This window comes from Paenibacillus sp. Soil787, assembly GCF_001429545.1.
Classification (GTDB): Bacteria; Bacillota; Bacilli; order Paenibacillales; family NBRC-103111; genus Paenibacillus_E.
This window is the reverse complement of the sequence record NZ_LMSP01000001.1, coordinates 798,207-818,040: the sequence shown is the minus strand read 5'-3', so window position 1 is coordinate 818,040 and position 19,834 is coordinate 798,207. Positions and strand designations below refer to the sequence as shown.

The window sequence follows — 19,834 nt, the reverse complement described above, 5'->3', positions numbered from 1 at the left end:
CTTCAATGGCCCGTTGTTGGTTAATGCTTTCGATCTGTTGTTATAGAAGCTCAGGGTCAACATGTTTCAAACTGACAGGGACTACAATTTTCAAGGGATCGTATTCTCCTTGAATTTGCTTGATCAGGATGTCCACAGCAGATCGGGCCATAGTTTGTTCATCTTGACTAATAAAAGGGATGCCGAGAAGATCGGGATCGTCGAAGGAAATTAGCTTAATGTCTGAATTCCTGTCTAAGTTATGCAAACCTTGATGTGTTAAGTTTGTCATTTCAGCAGTTAAAGTCAAGGCGGCGCTAATGTGCGAATGATGATACAGAAAGTCTGTTATATAAGCCAAAGGATCCCCATTACGGAGTAGATGAATCGGAACATGACACCAAAGGCTCTTATCGATTAACATTCCGTTGTCAACATAGGCTCTCTCGAAACCGGATGTCCGGTCTTCAATAGAAGTGTTTGTTTTATCGGGCGAAATGAGAGCGATTTGCTTGTGGTCTTTTTTTAATAACAGAGATACTGCCTCATAGACTCCTCCGAAGTTATCAGCTGTAATCCGATAGGTGTCGATATTCCTTAAATACCGGTCTATTAAAACAAGAGGAAATTTATCTAAGGATAGGCGGAGCAAAGATTCATTATAAGTTTCATCTTCCGTTGGGAAAACAATGAATCCCTTGATCTCCTTGGATTGAATAAGCTCACTTATTGCCCGTGACTCTTTCAAAGAAGACTCCCGGGTGATATGCAATACGAGCTGATACCCTGCTTCATTTATATAATATTCCACATAGTCTAAAAGTCTTTGAATTACTTTGGTTTTTAAAGTTGGAATGATGAATCCAATATAGTTGCCATCTTGCTGTCCCCTTGTTTGTTCGAGTGGTTTAGTTCGATCCATGAGCTCGATTTCCGGAGAGACAAAGGTTCCCTTTCCTTGTATACGAACGATGAGCCCTTCATCCGCAAGGGCTGAGAGTGCGTTCTTGACCGTGATTTTGCTTACCATATATTCTTCCATAATTTCTTGCTCGGAAGGAACCCGGTCCTTAGGCCTCAGTTCTCCTGACATGATCTTGCTTCTTATCATATGTCGGATTTGTTGATATAGAGGGGTTTTGCTCAACAGAGGGACCTCCAATCTTGGTGAGAATGTGGAATAGTTCTTGTATACTATTCATTTATATTTTATCAGTAAATATTGAAAAATGATATATTTTATATTGAATATTAAATAAATGAATTAATGAGTATTTTATAACCAATTTGGTATATTAATTCCGAAATGTTAGACATATAATATAATTAATACAACGCTTTCATTTCAAAAAAAACCCAAAGAGAGGAGATTGAATGAAACAAACGGTTGTCAAAGTAATATCGTTCGTACTAGCAATCTTCATTCTAGTAACTTGTACTTGCTTCACGATTGCAAGCGCTTACGGTCCTAGTACCCTATATGCATCTTCATATAAGCGGCTTTATCCGAGAGGTTAAGCATAAAACAAATTCATGGAGGTCTTAGAAAATGAAAAAACTCACGACAATCTGTTTTGCATCAACACTTGTTGTATCAGCCCTGTCCGGTTGTACAGCAAAAGATAGCACTTCCACAAGTTCTCCTGCTGCCAGTACAGCTGCTACAGCTGCTGCAACGACTGCTCCGGCAGCCAACGACAAAAAGGTCACATTAACGGTAGCGCACTACATGGTGGAAAAACCCAAAGTGGAAACCTTCAAAAAGCTTACGGAAAGCTTCACCAAAGCTAATCCGAATATTACGTTTGATATTCAAGTTCAGCCTGTAGATAAGTTTTCTGAAAATATGAAAATGAAAATTGTGGGAGGGGATGAACCCGATATTATTTTCGGACGCCCTGCCGGAATGGTGGAATTTACGAAAGCAGGCGACTTTCTCGATGTCACGAATGAACCGTTTACACAAAAGATCGATGATAAATTTAAACCGAATGTAAGTTATGACGGCAAAGTATACGGATTACCTATTGATTTGATGACGAATGGCGTTATCTATAACAAGGATATTTTCAAACAAAACGGTATTGAAATTCCGAAGACTTACTCGGATTTAGTGAAAGCGGCAGAAACGTTAAAGGCTAAAGGAATTCCAGCCTTTGCCGCATCTTGGAAAGACGGGGCATCTTATATGAGCTTCATGTGGCCGGATATGTGGGGCGGACCGCTCGTGAAAATGCCGGATTATGCAGGATCGATCACCTCCGGACAAAAGAAATTTGCCGACCTTCCTGAATACAAAGGCTTCCTGACAAGGGTGAACGAGTTAAGTCAATATGCGAATTCAGATGCTAAGGATATCGACTATGACAGATCCCTTCAATATTTCGCTCAAGGCAAGGCAGCTATGGATATTATGGGAAGCTTTGCAATCGGAACGATTCGTAATTATAATCCTCAGGGCAACTTTGGCGTGTTTATGTTCCCTTCCTATGATAAAGCGGAGGATAACTATATGACATTGTCCACGGACAATACTTGGATGATCGGTAGTCACTCGAAAAACCTGGATGCAGCGAAAAAATTCTTTGCTTACATGGCTTCAGACGAGGGAGCACAAATTTGGGCAGATGGCGTACAAACGATCAGCGCTTTGAAAAACAATGTGAAGCCAAGTAATGTGGATTCGATGGCTAGCGATTTTCTGGATATCTACAAGTCCGGTAAGGTCGTGAATAACCAAGTAAAACCACTCTGGTACGGTCAGTTTGATGACTCCTGGCAAAAAGTAATGACGAAATTCTTATACGCCGATCCGAAAAAAAGAAACGTAGATGATTTGCAAAAAGAATTGGATACCACATTTGCTAAAATTGTCGCAAGTAACAAATAAGTCGATGAATTAGTAATTATGCTCTCGGTCAGGGTTTCCGGACCGAGAGATATTTCATTGAATAACCGATATGGGGATGAGTGGATGAAGAGAAAATACAGAGATGAATTAGTGAAGTTTACATTTCTAATTCCAGCACTCCTTTTTTTTACGCTGGTTGTTATTATTCCGTTTGTCAGGGGATTTAATATTGCATTCACCAATTGGGACGGGCTTGCCCCAAGCTATAAATATGTGGGGCTTCGCAATCTGATTATGTTATTCAAGGACGAAGAAGTCTTGGGTCCGCTCAAAAATACATTATTTTTCGCTTTCGTTACTACGTTTTTTGTTAATATATTTGGATTGATTCTAGCGGTGGCGCTGGATGTTAAATTTAAAGGTGTCAATTTTTTGAAGGCTGTCATCTTTATGCCTATGGTGATCAGTCTCGTGTTGGCAGCTGTCATTTGGCGCTATGTTTATAGCGATATTTTTCCGATTATTTTCCACACATCAAATGGACTTTTAGGGAGTCCCGAGACCGTTATGTGGGGAATCGCCATCATTTGTATTTGGAAGGAAACAGGGCTTGCTATGGTTGTCTATTTTGCCGGATTGCAAACGATTCCGAAGGATATGTATGAGTCCGCTCGCATTGACGGCGCGAATCAAATTCAGCAGTTTTTCAAAATCACGGTTCCGATGTTAATGCCCGCATTTACGTATTGTATTCCACTATGGCTAGGTACAGGTTTAAGACAATTCGATTATTCGGTTGTTGCTACCAAGGGCGGACCTGGTCGAGCATCAGAAACAATGGCCATGTACGTATATAACTATGAATTTCCTTATTTCAAAGCAGGATATGGACAAATGGCAGCTTTAGTTTTATTCGCCCTAATTCTAGTCATTACATTAATCGTCACGCGTTATTTAAGAGGAAAAGAGGTGGAATTTTGATCGAGGAAACTTCTCACTCACGAAAATGGTCGAAGGCCGTCAGAGTCGCCGTTTTATACATCGTTGCTGCCTTGTTTTTATTTCCATTTTATATAGCTATTGTGTACTCACTCAAAACGCCAGTAGAAACAGCAAAGTCTCCACTCAGCTTTCCCGTGCATTTCGCGTGGGAGAACTATACGAAGGCAATCGAAGCAGCTAATTTTTTTGTGGCATTAAAAAATAGCTTTATAGTGACAACGGCAACTGTTATTCTTGCGGTCCTTGTATGTTCTATGGGCGCTTACGTCATTTCGAGAAACAACAACAAATTTTATAATTTCTTCTATTTTCTCTTTATGTCGTCTATTATGCTTCCCTTTCAGGTCATTATGTTTCCACTCTATAAGACATGGGTTAATCTAGGGCTTTTGAATACACTTCATGGATTGACTATTTCATTAGTGGGCATACAAATTGGGTATTTTTGTTTCCTTTATGTCGGATTTATCAAGACAGTTCCCAGGGAACTGGAAGAAGCCGCGATGATAGACGGCGCTTCGCGGTATCGGACCTTTTTTAGCATCATATTCCCGCTGCTGAAACCGATCAATATGACGATTATCGTACTCAGCGCATTAGGAGCGTGGAATGATTTCGTCGTTTCCATGGTCATCGTGCAAAAGAAGGCTGTCTCTACATTACCGCTTGTTCAATTTCAATTCTTCGGACAGTATACATCTGAGGTTAATATGGCTTTTGCAGCTATCCTGATGTCGATGGTTCCAATCATGTTATTTTATTTGGCAGCCCAGAAATACATTATTGGCGGTGTTACCGCCGGTGCAGTAAAAGGGTAGGTAAAGGATGAAAATTAGAAGTGATAAAAGAAAGGATTACGATATGAAAAAAGAGTTGGAAAAAGCAACGATTTCAGGAGATTATATAAATCCTGTCGTTGAGCAGCGTGCTGATCCTTGGGTATATAAACATACGGATGGGTATTATTATTTCACAGCATCTGTACCTGAGTTTGACCGCATTGAAGTTAGACGATCTCGTCATATTCAGAAGTTGGGCGAAGCAAATCCGGTAGTCATATGGGAAAAGCATCAATTCGGTCTTATGAGCTCGCATATTTGGGCCCCTGAAATTCACTATATCGGCGGCAAATGGTATGTATATTTTGCGGCGGCTCCGTCTGGCGACACCATTAACGGCATGTTTAACCACCGCATGTTCGTCCTGGAAAATACTTCGGAAAACCCGCTTGAAGGAGCTTGGTCAGAAAAAGGGCAAATCATTACTGCATGGGAATCCTTTGCCCTGGATGCGACAACGTTCGAGCATAAAGGGACACAGTATCTGGTATGGGCACAAAACGATCCGAATATACCAGGGAATTCCAATTTATACTTGGCTCCAATGGCCAATCCTTGGACGCTGCAAGGCCCGCAGATTATGCTCTCCAAACCAGAATTGGTATGGGAAACGATAGGGTTCCTCGTAAATGAAGGACCGGCGGTTATTAAGAAAAATGGCAACATTTTCATCAGCTTCTCGGCAAGTGCAACCGACTTTAACTATTGTATGGGCCTGCTAACAGCTTCGGAAGACGCCGATCTTCTGGATCCACAGTCATGGACGAAGTCCAAATCGCCTGTACTGACTACAGATGAAAGCATCCGTCTCTTTGGACCCGGACACAATAGCTTCGCAGTTTCGGAGGACGGCACTCAGGATATCTTCGTCTTCCACGCGAGAAATTATAAAGAAATTGTAGGCGACCCGCTTTACGATCCGAATCGTCACACCTTTGTCCGAGTACTGAAGTGGCACGCGAATGGCACGCCGGATTTTGTTGGCTCCGTATTAGGCGCCTAGAGCGGCTAAACCGATCTATAACCTCGTCCTCATGCTAATGAGAGATGAGGTTTTTTTGTCGTCTGGGAGAGCGAGCTTTCCGCCACCGTTCTGACATGGAAGTCGGTAGTCCATATATGATAAGCTATACGTATTAAAGAAGGAGGCGATTGCTGTGATTCAAGTTTTCCCTGCACATGCGCGTAATACAACCGATCTGGGCTGGCTAAAGAGCCATAAGAATTTTTCGTTCGGCGATTATTTTGACGAGGACAATGTAGGTTTTGGGGTTATGCGTGTTTGTAATGACGATGATATTGCTGCCGGTCGGGGCTTCGGTCCACATCCCCATAGCGACATGGAGATTGTCAGCATCGTTCTCAGCGGAGCAATTAAACACGAAGATAGCTTGGGGCATGTTGCGGTAACAGGAGTGAATGGCGTGCAGCGGATGTCAGCAGGAAGCGGCGTTATCCATGCCGAGTACAATGCATCGGATACGGAACCGATGAGTCTCTTTCAGCTGTGGTTCATGCCTTCTAAGCGGGGCTTGGAGCCATCCTTTGAGAATGTTATCTATGAGCCTGAAGCAATGATAAACACTTTGCTGCCGGTAGTTACGCCCGAGGGGGGCGAACATGCAGCCAAGATCCATCAGGATATGAGCATTTACCTCAGCAAGCTGGAAGCGGGAAAAGAGCTTGTGTTTGAACAAGCAGAGAATCGACGCATTTTTCTTATGCTTATAAGCGGGAAGTTATCTGCCAATGATGCGGTATTGGAAACTAAGGATAGCGCTCGTATGGAAGCGGAACAGACAGTTGCAATTCGCGCGATAGAAGATACACATTTCATGCTAATCGATCTGCCATAACGGATGATGAAGGAGGGCAATGCGGATGAAGGAAGTCTTTTTAATTAAGCATGCAGTGGGCGGTCGGGCGTTCGTAGATACAGGTAAACATCCGATCCCCTACACGTGGGAGCATGTTGGAGACCAATGGGTCTTTACCGTACAGATAGAGAAAAAGGAAGATATCGCTGAGCTTTTGAAATGGAAAGAGGAACTTAATGTTTTCCTATTTCAGGAGTTTGAGAATAAGCCAACGAAGAAATTATGGTTCTATGTAGGCGATGATTCCGTTCATTATTCGGAGGAACAAGGCGAGTTAACCATTGTAGCAAAGTCTCAAATCGTATACATTCCTGATCAGTTTAGTGCGCAATTGTAACTCAACATAGGGAGAGCTGTGCAGGTGTCAAATGCTTGTGGGGCTCTCCTTTCCCCGGATTGGAGTCACACCTATGAAAGTGCAGGATCAATTACTAGAGAAAGCTATCCCTTTTATCCAGGAATGTTATAGTGAACTAGGCCAAAGCTCGGGCGAAATCGAGGCTCGTCTTGCCCAAATTACCGAAGCCATTAGGTACAAAGGTTACTACGAACATACCCGTCAAGAACTTGAGCATGGGGCCAAAATGGCATGGCGCAACAGCAACCGTTGTATCGGGCGATTGTTCTGGGAAACATTGGCGGTACACGATTCTCGTTATATTGAAACAGAAGAACAGATGGCTGAGGCACTTTTTCGTCATATAGAAACGGCAACCAATGGCGGCAAAATCCGTCCAGTGATTACGATTTTCCCTCCTACGAACGATTCGGCTCAGAGAGCCTTTATTCATAATGACCAACTGATCCGTTACGCGGGCTATGAAACTGACAATGGGATTCTCGGTGACCCAGCTTCTATTCAAATAACTTCTTTATGCCAATCACTTGGATGGCAGGGGGCCGGTACGCCTTATGACGTGCTGCCGCTTGTTGTTCAAATGGGAGACCGGAAACCGAAGCTGTTTGAGATTCCTGCTGAGCTCGTCTTGGAAGTGGATATTACACATCCGGATTTAGCAGAGTTCGATGATTTGCATCTCAAATGGTATGTCGTACCGATCGTCTCGAATATGTACCTTGAAATCGGAGGGATTCATTACCTCGCCGCGCCATTCAATGGTTGGTATATGGGCACTGAAATCGGGGCGCGAAACTTTGCAGATGAAGCGAGATATGACATGCTGCCGCGTGTAGCGTCTATCATGGGGCTGGATACTCGGCGTGACGCCTCTCTTTGGAAAGATAGAGCGCTTGTTGAGTTAAATGTGGCTGTGCTGCATTCGTTTCAACAGCAGGGTGTAGCTATTGTGGATCATCATACGGCGGCGAGGCAATTTAGGAGTTTTGAAGAGAAGGAGCAGAAGGTCGGTCGTGATGTCACGGGTGACTGGTCGTGGCTGATCCCGCCGCTATCTCCGGCGACGACGCATATTTTTCATCAGCATTATTCAAATGAAGTGAAGCTGCCTAACTTTTTTTATCACATAAGAAAAGTATAAGTTTTCGGTTCCCGAAAACCGCTTTCTTATTGGCGATAAAACCTAATATAGGGATCTTTGGTCGTGGACCAAAGTCTCTCCTCGTTTAACGCGGTCGCTCATCTATGAATGACCTCGTGTAGTCGGGTCCCCGGAAATCGGGGATTTATTATTTGGGAAATTGACCGGTGGACAAATTTCGAGATTCATAGAATTGTGTTACTAGACATTGAAAAGAGGATTTTTACAATGAAAAAAGGGCTTTGGTACGCCATAATTGCCTATACCGCATGGGGCTTGCTGCCTGTTTATTGGAGGTCTTTTGAATCTCTGCTTGCGGGTGAAATATTGTCTCACCGCGTCATCTGGTCTTTTGTATTCATGGCGATTCTATTGCTGATAGGGAAAAACCGCTGGAATGAATTTCGTAAAATGCTTACGAACCGGAAAGCGGTGCTCCAGGTTGGAGTCAGCAGCATTTTAATCAGCTCCAATTGGCTAATATTCATTTGGGCCGTTAATAACGGGCATGTTATCGAGACGAGTCTCGGGTATTATATTACCCCGTTGATAAATATCATGCTAGCGGTCCTGTTTCTACGCGAAAAACCAAGCGGCAGCCAGTGGGTGGCCGTTGCTTTGGCGGGTGCCGGCGTTTTGCTGGCAACCATCGATTATGGCAGATTCCCATGGGTGTCTCTCTCACTAGCGCTTTCCTTCGGGCTGTATAGTCTTGTGAAAAAGAGGGTTTCCTACGATGCCTCTATCGGGTTGGCAGGGGAAACCGTCATTGTCTTCCCTATAGCAGTCGCTTATATTGCCTACTTACACTTCGCACATCATGATTCCGCATGGACATTACCGCCGGTCTCTTTAGCGATGCTATTATTGTCAGGAGTGGCGACTGCTTTGCCTCTACTATGGTTTGCTAAAGCGGCTGCTCGGTTGCCACTTTCCATGCTGGGATTCATTCAGTATATAGGTCCTTCCATTACGCTGCTGTTAAGTGTGTTCCTATTTAAAGAGAAATTCTCCCCCGTGCTTCTCATCAGCTTCTCCTTGATTTGGACCGCACTGATTGTTTATGCACTCGCGTCGATGCGAGTGGCCAGGACTTCAGTGGCGAAGTAGCTTGGAAGCAAAAGGGGCCGAAGAAGGTTATGCGCAGGCTTTGCGTGATAAAGACAATGCTAGAAGTCAGCTCGAAGCAATGAAAAACTACGAACTGGCCAAAGAAATGAAGAACATCAATGTGAAGCGGACGACACGCGGCGGCTTGCAAATTGGCTTAGAGTTAACTAAAATTGCAGCAGACATTGCAACATTGACTGGGGGCGGAGCGCAAGTTGGAACGCCGCTCAAAATTATCGCTTCCGGCGTTAGCGCTGCTATGCCGCTGCTTGCGAGGTCTTTGAAACAAGCGGGCCGCGATCGCGCCTCCAAAGCTGGCGCATAGGGAATTACCGAAGTTTGAGAACAGTACTAAATTGCGAGACAGCTTGTTTGAAGCCATGGCCCAAAGAGAGTAGGAGAGTGTACATACATGTTGCCAGATAAAATACATGCGCGTCATTTGGCGCAGTTAGGCTTCTTAAAGGAGATTCTGGATGAGACAGGCCTAGCTACGAATTTATTGGAAAAATCCGAAGCGATTCCGCTTCACGTGTTAATGGCAGGATTTCAAGAGGATAAAAAAGGGCGTGAACGTTTCCTGCACTTTAGTTTTTTACCTCTGAACGATGATGATATTGTTGCCATTCAGTTGCTGCAAATTTACAGTACACTGCCCTTTCACCTGCAAGAAGGATCGCGCGATGCCGTGGCTTCTGTTCTGCTGGAAATTAACACAAGATTGCCGATCGGTCATTTTGGCATCAATGAACAGAATGAGCTGCACTATCGGTATGTGTATAGTATTTCAGCGTCCCGCACTTTTGAGAGCGAAGGAGTGTTGGAAATTCTCAGCTTGTTCGTCTACATGTGCGATATGTTCGCTGAGCATGTTGAATTAGTAGCGAGCGGTGAAGCTTCTGCTGAGCAAGTTGTTCAATCTTTGAGATAGTTAAGGTAAACCCGAAAAACCGATTCCTTCCTTGTAGGAGATCGGTTTTTTGGCAATATCATACGCTATTTGATTTTAGTCTGCAGCAGTTCGATAAGCTGCTTACCGGGATCTCTCATTTGGCCGCCAGCAGGACGATTTCCATTAGCATTCTTGCCGTTGGTTTGATCGGGTGCGTTAGCGTTTGGTTGTGCAGAAGCATCTGGTTTATTTTCTGTATTTCCAGATCCACCATTTCGTTTGCCCTTGCCATCACCGGCGTTTCCGTTATTCCCAGGACCATTTGCACCGCCGTTTCCTCGATTGCTCATACGCGCAGCCGAATCTTCTATGAATTTCTTCTGGGCATCCGTGAGCTTTTCATACAGTTTGGTCTTGTTTTCATCACTAAGTTCTGCTTTTGTAACGATATCTTGGGCAACGGGCAGCATGGCTTGAGCCTGTTCCTTCGTGATGGTAAGTCCATCTGCTTTGTCAAGCATGAGCAGGGTCTGGAACGTACTAAACATTTGTCTTTGCGCTGCATTCATGACGGGTCGGTCTTGAGCCTTTTGCTTCCCGTCTGCCTGGGATTGTTCGTTTTGTTGTTGCGGTTGTGCTGAGCTTGCTGCAGCAGGTTGGGAGGATGACGGGTTCCCACAACCGCTTAGTAATACGGGGATAAGAATGCATAAGCCCGCTATTTTCTTCATTTTCATCATACTATGTATCACTCCTATTAATCATCTTCTTCACAATCGTACATGACAATTATGAAAAATCTGAGAAGAGAAGCTGAATAATACATAAAAGTTAGCTTAAAATGTGCTGAGGTGAAAGAGAAAGTTAGTGCCTGCTCAAGCAATAGTCTTTTTATATGAAAGGAAATATGCAGTTATGGGGAGGTACTATTCATGCAGGAGCTTGTTGGAGAGTGCAAGGCATGTAAAAAGCCAATTTTCTGCAATGATGGATTTATTGACGGCGTAGTGTTAGACGATAACACGTTACTATGCTTCGAATGTTTCGATGAAGAGAGCGAAATCAGCAGCTAGCGGATTAACGTCGCTCCAGTCCTTTAGCCGGGAAAGATGAATCAGAAGTTGATTTCGCACCCATTTCCTTACTCAACAGCTGTATGTCGATTGGTCAGTCGTACCAAGGATAAACGACTCCGTCGTCCTTCAGGACGAGCGCGTTTGTCAAGGTAGATGCGAAGCAAAAGTATAAAATTTATACTTTCTTATCTACAAAAAAAAGAAGCTGCTCGGGCAGCTCCTAAATTAAACTTGTTTCACACTCTTGGCCGTTAAGTTGGGAATATCACTTTTCAAAGCATAGCGTCTGTTCAATAGGTAGCCGAAAAGGGAAGCCAGCGATTGCTGGAACAGCATGCCTAGTACAACGGGGACAGACACAGGAGGCGGGAAGTAGGCAACGGCGAGTACTGCGCCAGCACTAATATTACGCATCCCACTGTTAAACGTAAGTGCAACGACGATATCTTGTTCCCAGCGCATGAGCTTAGCGACCAGCCAACCAAGGATGTAACCAAGTGAGGCTATAGAGAGTACAAATCCGGCTAAACCTAGTAATTTAGCATTAAAATCACGTAAATAAGGGGCGATCACGGAGCTGTTGATAGCGACAACGATGCCCATGGTTATTTTCGAAAAAGGACCTAGACGGCCACTCCATTGTTCCTTAATTTTGCCGCGTGTCCATTGATTCAGCATCATGCCAATGATTGAAGGTAGAACGATCATTAGGAACAGGCCTTTCATCATCGCGAAGGAGTCCATCTGTACTTTGGTGCCAATTAACGCAGATAGTGTGTAGGGAACGACAAAGGGTGAAAGTATGGTGTCCATGAGAATAATCGATAATGTGAGCACGGTATTTCCGCGATAAATAGCAACCCAGACGAAGCTTGTAATACCAGTAGGTATGGCTGCTGCTAAAATGAGACCGGTTATCGTCATGGGCTCTTGGCTATATACGACATGCCCGAGACCCATCGCAATCAGCGGCATCGCGACATGTAGAATCAACAATGTGGTTATGAGTGGAAGAGGCTGAACGACCACTTTGACAAATTCTTTGAAGCTGGAGCTTATGCTGCCTGCGAAGGTCATAAAGGCAAACAACCAAGGGGATAAAAAGGTGAATCCGGATAAATGACTGCCTAGCAAAACACCGATAAGAACACTGACTGGTGTGATTAGCGGCAAGATTTTTTCTAATTGGCGATTCAATTGAGACAGCATTTAGGTGAACTTCCTTCCTTTAAACTTCATAGGCAGCTTTGTCTCCCTATTATATGAGCTGGAAGGGGTAGTGACTAGACCCTCATTGTTATGAATGGAAATCAGGCGAGCATTTTATGCCTCTGATGAAATAGTAAAAAGGTAATTTAGAGTTATGAAAACGTTTGCAATGAATTTGACTATTGGATATAATTGGGTATTGGTAAGGTGTTTACACCGTGTAAACAGGTATTTGTAGAATAGCTCTCACCGAGGAGTGTTTGCATGACAAGCAGATGGGAACAGGCTTATTCCGACGCAGGCGCCGAAGATCCAGGCGTGAAAGAAGCCAGACAATGGCTGGAGAGTATTCCCAATGACACGGAGCCACTTGTCAAACCTGAGCAAGCCTTGGTTGTTACCCAGATTTTGGGGGCTATTTATGAATCGGCAAAACAGGGAAAACGATTGAATTTTGATCAATAAAAATTTCTATTTCCAATCGTTTGATGACGTGCTATGATATTTATCAATTGAATACGAATGAATCCCTAGGGGCGCCGCAAGGCTGAGACAGAGCAATCTGAACCCTTCGAACCTGAACTGGGTCATACCAGCGGAGGAAAGTGGAACGATCATTGGAGCCCCATCTTTGCATGTTTATTAGGCGGCGCAACCTACAACCACTTTTCTTTGGAAAAGTGGTTTTTTTCATGCCTGAAATTGAGAAATTTGAGCTGGCTGGTGGGTTAGCGGTGTTTTTCATAGTTAAAGTAGCTGATTACTGGTTTCGAGTGAGTATCGAGCAGCTTTAAGGATGTTTTATAACGTTAAAGTCAGAGTGAAGGGGAAAAGAGCCTCCATAGCGATGTAAAACATGCTTAAAACAAGAAAGTTAAGCTGAATAAGGCAGAAAAAAGGAGTTGAGTCTCTTAATGACTGGGTATGAACTGCATGTCATTTCCAATGGCAAGCTGGCGTGGACAGAGCTGGCGGCGGTTGCAGCTAAGATTCACCCCTATGTCACGGCCATTCATATACGTGAAAAAAAGAAATCATTAGACGAGATCTTCCTTGGTGTGCAGTTTCTGCTCGAAACAGGTATTCCGGCGAAAAGCCTATATATCAATGGTTACCCTTCAATTGTCACGGCTGCGGCATTAGGCGGATTACAGCTTCAGGGCAGTACCCCGCCGCTTTCAACCCAAAGAGAATTTTGTCAGGGAGTGCAAAGGACCGGCGTATCGATACATAGTGCGGAGGAAGCTAAGCAGCGAGAGCAGGAGGGGGCGGATTATGTGATGTTTGGTCATATTTTTGCTTCTGATTCTAAGGTGGGCATCCCGCCTAGGGGATTGAAGTCGCTCAAAGATGTGGCAACCCAAGTATCAATTCCGATTATTGCGATCGGAGGCATGAGGCCTGAACGGGTAAGCTCAGTTTTGGAGGCGGGAGCTTCCGGTATAGCTGTGATGAGCGGGATATGGGAAGCGGAAGATCCGCTAGCAGCAGTGAAGGCTTACGTGAGCGAGCTAGAGCGAAAGGAGGTGGGATAAATGAAACGAATGAACGATGTGATCATCGTTGGCGGCGGGGTTATTGGTTCTTCAATCGCCTATAACCTGGCAAAGCGAGGCCAGTCCGTCCTGCTCCTCGAGCGCGGGAGGCTCGGCATGGAAGCCTCGTCGGCGGCGGCGGGCATGCTCGGAGCACAATCCGAGATGGAGGATACGGGGCCGCTTTTCCAGTGGGCTGGGCAAAGCCGAGCGATGTTCCCCCAGCTGAGCGAGGAACTGAAAGCTCTCACGGGCATCGACATCGGTCTCGTCCGTGAAGGTCTGCTGAACGTGGCGCTCAGCGACGTTCAAGAGCAGGAGCTTCGCGCGAGGGAGAAGCTCCAACGCGCAGCGGGCGAGCAGGCGGAGTGGCTGAGCGCTGCTGCAGCCGCCAAGCTCGAGCCCGCCTTGAGCGGGGCGACGCGCGGAGCCTTATACCTGCCGGGTGATGGGCAGGTGGAGGCGCCGCTGCTGGCGGCGGCGTTCGCGCAGGCAGCCAGGGTGCTGGGGGCGAAGGTGCAAGAATTCGCCCAGGTACAAGGGCTGCTGACGGAGCGAGGCCGAGCCGTCGGCGTGATGACGAGCGAAGGTCCGCTCTATAGCGACCACGTCGTCGTGGCGGCTGGCACGTGGAGCGGACAGCTAATGGCAGGTATCGGCGTCGACCTGCCGGTATATCCCGTGAAAGGCGAGTGCTTCTCTGTCCTTACGACGAAGCCGCTGCTCAGGAAGACCCTGTTCACGACAGGGTGTTATATCGTCCCGAAAGCCGGAGGACGACTGCTGGTCGGCGCGACGGTAGTGCCGAACAGTTACGACCGCAAGGTGTCGCTGGCTGGGCTGGCTGAGCTGATGGATCGCGCGAGGCTGCTCATGCCCGCACTAGGCGAAGCCGAGTGGGAGAAAGCTTGGTCGGGTCTGCGGCCACAGACGACAGACGGGCTGCCGTACATCGGCAAAGTTCCGGCGTACGATGGTTTATATGCCGCTTGCGGACATTACCGCAATGGGATTTTGCTCAGTCCGGTCACCGGTAAGGTGATCGCGGATTTGGTTTTGGAAGGGGGAGAGGACGCCTTTCAGCCTGAGCTTGAGCTGGGATTTGGGATTGGATCTGAGACAGGATACGGATCAGAGATAAGATCAGGGACAGGACACGAGGCAGGATCTGAGGCAGAATCAGGATCGGAGATAGAAACAGAGACTGGATCAGTGACTGGATCAGAGAGAAGATCTTACTCAGGAATACAGACGTGCCCAGCTATGGAATCGTTGCTCGATGCTTTTAGCCCTGATCTATCTGGGCAATCGAAGCGGATTGGGCGGCGTGAAGGGAACCTATTTTCAGCTACAGGAAAGGAGCTGCACAGCATTGAAGCTGCACATTAATGGGCAAAACGTAGACATTCCAGATTCGATCCGAACCATTGAAGAGCTGCTCGCGCATTTTGATTTGAGTGAGAAAATGCTCGTCGTGGAACATAATGAAAACATTTTACAAAAAGAAGATCACGCGAAAGTTGAGCTTTCCGAAGGACATAAAATCGAAATCGTTCATTTTGTTGGAGGGGGATAATTCTTATGTTAAAAATCGGTCCTTATGAGTTTCGTTCACGGTTATTGCTTGGCACGGGGAAATTTCCGGATTTCGATATTCAGAAGCAGGCGGTTGAGGTTAGTGAATCTCAGATTTTGACGTTTGCGGTGCGACGTATGAATATTTTTGAAGCGAGTCAGCCTAATTTCTTATCGATGCTGGATGTGTCGAATTTCACCTTATTGCCGAATACGGCAGGCGCCAAAACAGCCGATGAAGCTGTACGCATCGCGAGACTAGCGAAGGCTTCCGGACTATGCGACATGATCAAAGTCGAAGTTATTGGAGACGAAATGACGCTGCTGCCTGACCCGGTTGAAACGTTGAAAGCCTCGGAAATGCTGCTGGAGGAGGGCTTCATCGTGCTGCCATACACATCAGATGATGTTCTTTTAGCCAAACGCTTGCAAGCCCTCGGTGTTCATGCCATTATGCCTGGCGCATCGCCAATCGGAACAGGTCAAGGCATCATTAATCCGCTGAACCTGAGCTTCATAATTGAGCAAGCGACCGTACCTGTCATCGTCGATGCCGGCATTGGCGCTCCTTCGGACGCAGCACTTGCTATGGAGATGGGAGCCGATGGTGTGCTGCTCAACACCGCAGTGTCGGGTGCCAAGGATCCGGTCAAAATGGCCTACGCCATGAAATTGGCGATTGAAGCCGGACGTGCCGGATTCGAAGCGGGCCGTATTCCGAAGAAGCGATATGCTTCGGCCAGCAGTCCGATGGAGGGTTTTAGTCGCGTTTAGTCGGGGAAGAGCAAAAGTGAGAATCTGAGAAAGCCGAAAATGACGTCTCGCGTGAGGGAAAGCAGATGTTCCATCGTGAGCGGTCGAATATGGCCTTCTCGGCTGGTGTTACCGGGGCTGAAGCAAGAGTGTGTGTCTGAGAGGGCGGACATGAAGAAGTTGAAGCTGAAAGGAGGAGCAAGATGTCTGTTTACAAAGCATTAACGATCGCGGGCTCGGATAGCGGAGGTGGTGCGGGGATTCAAGCAGACCTGAAGACGTTCCAAGAGCTGGGCGTTTATGGGATGTCGGTCATTACCGCGGTGACTGCGCAGAATACGCTGGGTGTTCAAGGGGTTTATCCGATGAACGCTGAGGCGATCGAGCAGCAATTGGCCTCTATTGGGGATGATTTATCTCCAGATGCGCTCAAAACAGGGATGTTATTCAGTGGTGAGATTATACGAATCGTAGCGGCTGCGATACAAAATTACAAGTGGAAGCGTATCGTGGTCGACCCTGTGATGATAGCCAAAGGCGGAGCCTCCTTGCTTCAACAAGAGGCTATCGATGCGATGATTCACTCGTTATTGCCGCTGGCCGATGTGGTTACGCCGAACATACCAGAAGCTGAAGCGCTTAGCGGCATGCAAATAACGGACAGCGAGTCGCGTCAACAGGCTGCGAAGCGGATTCATCTCTATGGCTGCAAGAACGTGATGATAAAAGGCGGTCATGAAGTGAATACGGAGCATGCAACTGATTTGCTCTATGACGGGAAGACTTTCACGGAGTTTTCGTCCAGACGTTTGGTTACCAAGCACACGCACGGTACAGGTTGCACGTTTGCTGCGGCAGTTACTTCGGGACTTGCGCAGGGCTTAACGACGAAAGAAGCCATCCAACTGGCAAAAAGATTCATCCAAGCTGCAATTGCGGAGCCATTACATATAGGAAGCGGTCATGGTCCTACGAATCATTGGGCTTATCAACGTGGAGTTAGAGCCAGTAATGCTGACTTGGAAGACATTTTCGTCAACGAGGATGTTTTCATACGAGGTGCACGATGAATAGCGAGCAGCTGCGCAAGGCGCTGCGTTTGTACTTGGTCATGGGCAGCCCGAACTGTGCCGGGGCTGACCCGGCTGTGGTGCTGGAGGCCGCGATTGCCGGCGGCATCACGATGTTTCAGTTCCGCGAGAAGGGCGCCGGAGCCCTGCAGGGGGCGGCGAAGCTCGAGCTGGGCGCGCGGCTGCGCCGCTTGTGCGCGCAGCACGCGATCCCCTTCATCGTCAACGATGATGAAGGGCTCGCTCTAGAGCTTGAGGCCGATGGTATTCACATCGGCCAAGAAGACGCCCCAGCCGCCGCCGTGCGGCAGCGGCTGAAACAAATGATCGTGGGCGTCTCAGCCCACGATCTTGGCGAAGCCCGGTCGGCGCTCGCCGAAGGCGCCGACTATCTGGGCGTAGGCCCCCAATACGCCACGCGCACCAAGCTGGATGCGCGTGAGGTCCAGGGGCCTGCCGTCATCCAGCGGATTCGCGCAGGCGGCATCCGGCTGCCGCTCGTAGGCATCGGAGGCATCGATGCCTCGAATGCATCCCACGTCATCCGCGCAGGAGCGGATGGAGTAGCCGTAGTCAGCGCGATTGCAAGCGCGCACTCACCACGTGAAGCAGCAGATGAGCTGCTTAGAAACATCAAATAGAGGAGGAATTTATATGACAACGACTAATAGTAGTTCCGTGAAAGACGTCCAAATTTCAACATTTCCAGGAAGTAAAAAGGTGTATGTAAAAGGCTCAAGACCCGATATTCAAGTGCCAATGAGGGAAATTTCTTTGGGAACCTCCACGAATATTCACGGAGAGGAAGTAGCTAACGAGCCTGTGCAGGTTTATGATACAAGTGGTGTTTATACCGATACAGAACAGATAACGGATATCCGTAAGGGTCTTCCAGCTAATCGCTTAACATGGATTGAAGAACGTGGTGACGTTGAATCTTACGTTGGACGTGAAGTGAAGCCAGAAGATAATGGGCTTGCATCTCCAGATGCAAGAGGGGCCGCTGAAATATTCCCAGGCTTACACCGCAGACCGCTCCGAGCTAAGCAAGGTTGTAATGTGACACAGATGCATTATGCACGCCAAGGCATCGTGACACCGGAAATGGAGTACATTGCGATTCGAGAGAATCTTGATGCTGAATTCGTTCGTAAAGAGGTCGCTATTGGTCGTGCCATCATTCCTTCCAATATCAATCATCCTGAAAGTGAGCCGATGATTATCGGACGCAACTTCCTTGTGAAAATTAATGCTAATATCGGAAATTCCGCCGTCGCTTCTTCTATTGAGGAAGAAGTCGAGAAGATGACGTGGGCCACCCGTTGGGGCGCTGACACGATCATGGATTTATCGACGGGCAAAAACATTCATACTACACGCGAATGGATCATCCGCAACTCCCCGGTTCCTGTTGGAACGGTGCCGCTGTATCAAGCACTCGAAAAAGTGAACGGCAAAGCGGAAGACCTCACCTGGGAAGTTTTCCGTGACACGCTAATTGAGCAAGCCGAGCAGGGGGTCAGCTACTTCACCATTCATGCCGGTGTACTCCTGCGTTACGTTCCTATGACAGCGAAGCGCGTAACGGGTATCGTCTCCCGTGGTGGATCCATCATGGCTGCATGGTGCCTAGCCCACCACCAAGAGAACTTCCTTTATACGCATTTCGAAGATATTTGCGAAATTATGAAAGCTTACGACGTCGCCTTCTCCCTTGGTGACGGGCTGCGCCCTGGTTCGATCGCGGATGCGAACGATGAAGCCCAATTCGCCGAACTGGAAACACTGGGTGAATTGACGCAAATCGCTTGGAAGCATGATGTCCAAGTGATGGTTGAAGGCCCAGGCCACGTGCCGATGCACCTGGTCAAAGAAAACATGGACCGTCAGTTGGAAGTTTGCCAAGAAGCGCCTTTCTACACGCTTGGACCGCTGACGACCGACATTGCGCCAGGCTATGACCATATCACCTCTGCCATTGGGGCAGCGATGATCGGCTGGTTCGGCACGGCGATGTTGTGCTATGTGACGCCGAAGGAGCATCTCGGCCTGCCGAACAAAGAGGACGTACGCGTTGGAGTTATCACGTACAAGATTGCCGCGCATGCTGCCGATTTGGCTAAAGGCCATCCGGGAGCGCAAATTCGTGACAACGCGCTGTCGAAGGCGCGCTTCGAGTTCCGCTGGCGCGATCAGTTCAATCTCTCGCTCGATCCGGAACGCGCGATCGAATACCACGATGAGACGCTGCCGGCCGAGGGCGCGAAGACGGCGCACTTCTGCTCCATGTGTGGACCGAAATTTTGCAGTATGCGCATTACGCAGGATATAAGGCAGTACGCACACGCGCAAGGGCTTGATGAAGAGTCTGCGCGAAACAGCGGCATGGATGAGAAGTCCAAAGAATTCCGTGAAGCAGGAAGCCAAATTTATCGATAAAAATGAGGGACGTTTCCACCATTAATGGGTGACAGAAACGTCCCTTTTTGCTACCATAGAGAAAAGCTTAACTTCGTTAATCCTTTAAAGCGTTGAAACGATCGAAAAAGGAGACTTTCATGCTTGCT

Annotated in this window: 21 protein-coding genes and 1 riboswitch; of the genes, 18 read left to right on the top strand and 3 right to left on the bottom strand. The window is 47.1% G+C overall.

The annotated features are described in order from the left end of the window. Nucleotides 1–40: 40 nt before the first annotated feature. A complete protein-coding gene (locus ASG93_RS03250; protein WP_056828762.1) occupies nt 41–1,126 on the bottom strand; it encodes a GntR family transcriptional regulator in 1,086 nt (361 codons plus the stop codon). Between the two features lie 402 nt (nt 1,127–1,528). Between ASG93_RS03250 and ASG93_RS03245 the strand changes: the two genes are divergently transcribed. From ASG93_RS03245 to ASG93_RS03200, 10 genes are all read left to right on the top strand, one after another. Next, entirely contained in the window at nt 1,529–2,869 is a 1,341-nt protein-coding gene (locus ASG93_RS03245; RefSeq protein WP_056828759.1) for an ABC transporter substrate-binding protein, read from the top strand. Between the two features lie 84 nt (nt 2,870–2,953). Then, complete coding sequence (locus ASG93_RS03240) at nt 2,954–3,811, top strand: carbohydrate ABC transporter permease (RefSeq protein WP_056828757.1); 858 nt, start codon at nt 2,954–2,956, stop codon at nt 3,809–3,811. Beyond that, nucleotides 3,808–4,650: a carbohydrate ABC transporter permease gene (locus ASG93_RS03235; RefSeq protein WP_235550709.1), complete on the top strand. Its 843-nt coding sequence runs from the start codon at nt 3,808–3,810 to the stop codon at nt 4,648–4,650. The genes ASG93_RS03240 and ASG93_RS03235 overlap by 4 nt, the downstream gene beginning before the upstream one ends. A 43-nt stretch (nt 4,651–4,693) precedes the next feature. Continuing rightward, on the top strand, nt 4,694–5,674 hold the full coding sequence (locus tag ASG93_RS03230; protein WP_056829295.1) for a family 43 glycosylhydrolase: 981 nt from the start codon (nt 4,694–4,696) through the stop codon (nt 5,672–5,674). A gap of 154 nt (nt 5,675–5,828) precedes the next feature. Then, complete coding sequence (locus ASG93_RS03225) at nt 5,829–6,527, top strand: pirin family protein (RefSeq protein WP_056828753.1); 699 nt, start codon at nt 5,829–5,831, stop codon at nt 6,525–6,527. A gap of 25 nt (nt 6,528–6,552) precedes the next feature. Beyond that, on the top strand, nt 6,553–6,885 hold the full coding sequence (locus ASG93_RS03220; protein WP_056828751.1) for a hypothetical protein: 333 nt from the start codon (nt 6,553–6,555) through the stop codon (nt 6,883–6,885). 73 nt (nt 6,886–6,958) lie between these two features. Next, the gene (locus ASG93_RS03215; protein WP_056828749.1) at nt 6,959–8,047 is read left to right on the top strand and encodes a nitric oxide synthase oxygenase; all 1,089 of its coding nucleotides are present in this window, start codon (nt 6,959–6,961) and stop codon (nt 8,045–8,047) included. 228 nt (nt 8,048–8,275) lie between these two features. After that, complete coding sequence (gene rarD / locus ASG93_RS03210; RefSeq protein ID WP_056828747.1) at nt 8,276–9,157, top strand: EamA family transporter RarD; 882 nt, start codon at nt 8,276–8,278, stop codon at nt 9,155–9,157. A gap of 1 nt (nt 9,158) precedes the next feature. Beyond that, the gene (locus ASG93_RS03205) at nt 9,159–9,482 is read left to right on the top strand and encodes a hypothetical protein (RefSeq protein WP_056828745.1); all 324 of its coding nucleotides are present in this window, start codon (nt 9,159–9,161) and stop codon (nt 9,480–9,482) included. Nucleotides 9,483–9,569: 87 nt separating this feature from the next. Then, entirely contained in the window at nt 9,570–10,088 is a 519-nt protein-coding gene (locus tag ASG93_RS03200; protein ID WP_056828743.1) for a YbjN domain-containing protein, read from the top strand. A gap of 65 nt (nt 10,089–10,153) precedes the next feature. Here the strand turns inward: ASG93_RS03200 and ASG93_RS03195 are convergent, their stop codons facing one another. Together ASG93_RS03195 and ASG93_RS03190 are read right to left on the bottom strand one after the other, a co-directional pair. After that, on the bottom strand, nt 10,154–10,789 hold the full coding sequence (locus tag ASG93_RS03195; protein WP_056828741.1) for a hypothetical protein: 636 nt from the start codon (nt 10,787–10,789) through the stop codon (nt 10,154–10,156). A gap of 561 nt (nt 10,790–11,350) precedes the next feature. Next, nucleotides 11,351–12,334 carry a bile acid:sodium symporter family protein gene (locus ASG93_RS03190; RefSeq protein ID WP_056828739.1) on the bottom strand — a complete coding sequence of 328 codons (984 nt, stop codon included), beginning with the start codon at nt 12,332–12,334 and terminating at the stop codon, nt 11,351–11,353. Nucleotides 12,335–12,598: 264 nt separating this feature from the next. On the opposite strand from ASG93_RS03190, the gene ASG93_RS03185 reads away from it, so the two are divergent. The 8 genes from ASG93_RS03185 (at nt 12,599) to thiC (ending at nt 19,706) form a co-directional block, all read left to right on the top strand. Further along, the gene (locus ASG93_RS03185; protein ID WP_056828737.1) at nt 12,599–12,799 is read left to right on the top strand and encodes a hypothetical protein; all 201 of its coding nucleotides are present in this window, start codon (nt 12,599–12,601) and stop codon (nt 12,797–12,799) included. Between the two features lie 57 nt (nt 12,800–12,856). Beyond that, a riboswitch (TPP riboswitch) is annotated at nt 12,857–12,955 on the top strand. 293 nt (nt 12,956–13,248) lie between these two features. Continuing rightward, on the top strand, nt 13,249–13,869 hold the full coding sequence (locus ASG93_RS03180; RefSeq protein WP_056828735.1) for a thiamine phosphate synthase: 621 nt from the start codon (nt 13,249–13,251) through the stop codon (nt 13,867–13,869). Further along, nucleotides 13,870–15,258 (top strand): glycine oxidase ThiO, encoded by a 1,389-nt coding sequence (thiO, locus tag ASG93_RS03175; protein WP_063891746.1) that lies wholly within the window; start codon nt 13,870–13,872, stop codon nt 15,256–15,258. It abuts the gene before it with no gap. Next, on the top strand, nt 15,242–15,445 hold the full coding sequence (gene thiS / locus ASG93_RS03170; protein ID WP_056828733.1) for a sulfur carrier protein ThiS: 204 nt from the start codon (nt 15,242–15,244) through the stop codon (nt 15,443–15,445). Before thiO ends, thiS begins: the two co-directional genes overlap by 17 nt. Nucleotides 15,446–15,450: 5 nt before the next feature. Next, nucleotides 15,451–16,218 carry a thiazole synthase gene (locus ASG93_RS03165; RefSeq protein ID WP_056828730.1) on the top strand — a complete coding sequence of 256 codons (768 nt, stop codon included), beginning with the start codon at nt 15,451–15,453 and terminating at the stop codon, nt 16,216–16,218. Between the two features lie 182 nt (nt 16,219–16,400). After that, nucleotides 16,401–17,267, top strand: a complete 867-nt coding sequence (thiD, locus tag ASG93_RS03160; protein WP_056828728.1) for a bifunctional hydroxymethylpyrimidine kinase/phosphomethylpyrimidine kinase — start codon at nt 16,401–16,403, stop codon at nt 17,265–17,267. Next, complete coding sequence (gene thiE, locus ASG93_RS03155; protein ID WP_056828726.1) at nt 17,264–17,908, top strand: thiamine phosphate synthase; 645 nt, start codon at nt 17,264–17,266, stop codon at nt 17,906–17,908. The genes thiD and thiE overlap by 4 nt, the downstream gene beginning before the upstream one ends. Before the next feature lie 13 nt (nt 17,909–17,921). Continuing rightward, nucleotides 17,922–19,706, top strand: a complete 1,785-nt coding sequence (gene thiC, locus ASG93_RS03150) for a phosphomethylpyrimidine synthase ThiC (RefSeq protein ID WP_056828725.1) — start codon at nt 17,922–17,924, stop codon at nt 19,704–19,706. Nucleotides 19,707–19,834 lie beyond the last annotated feature (128 nt).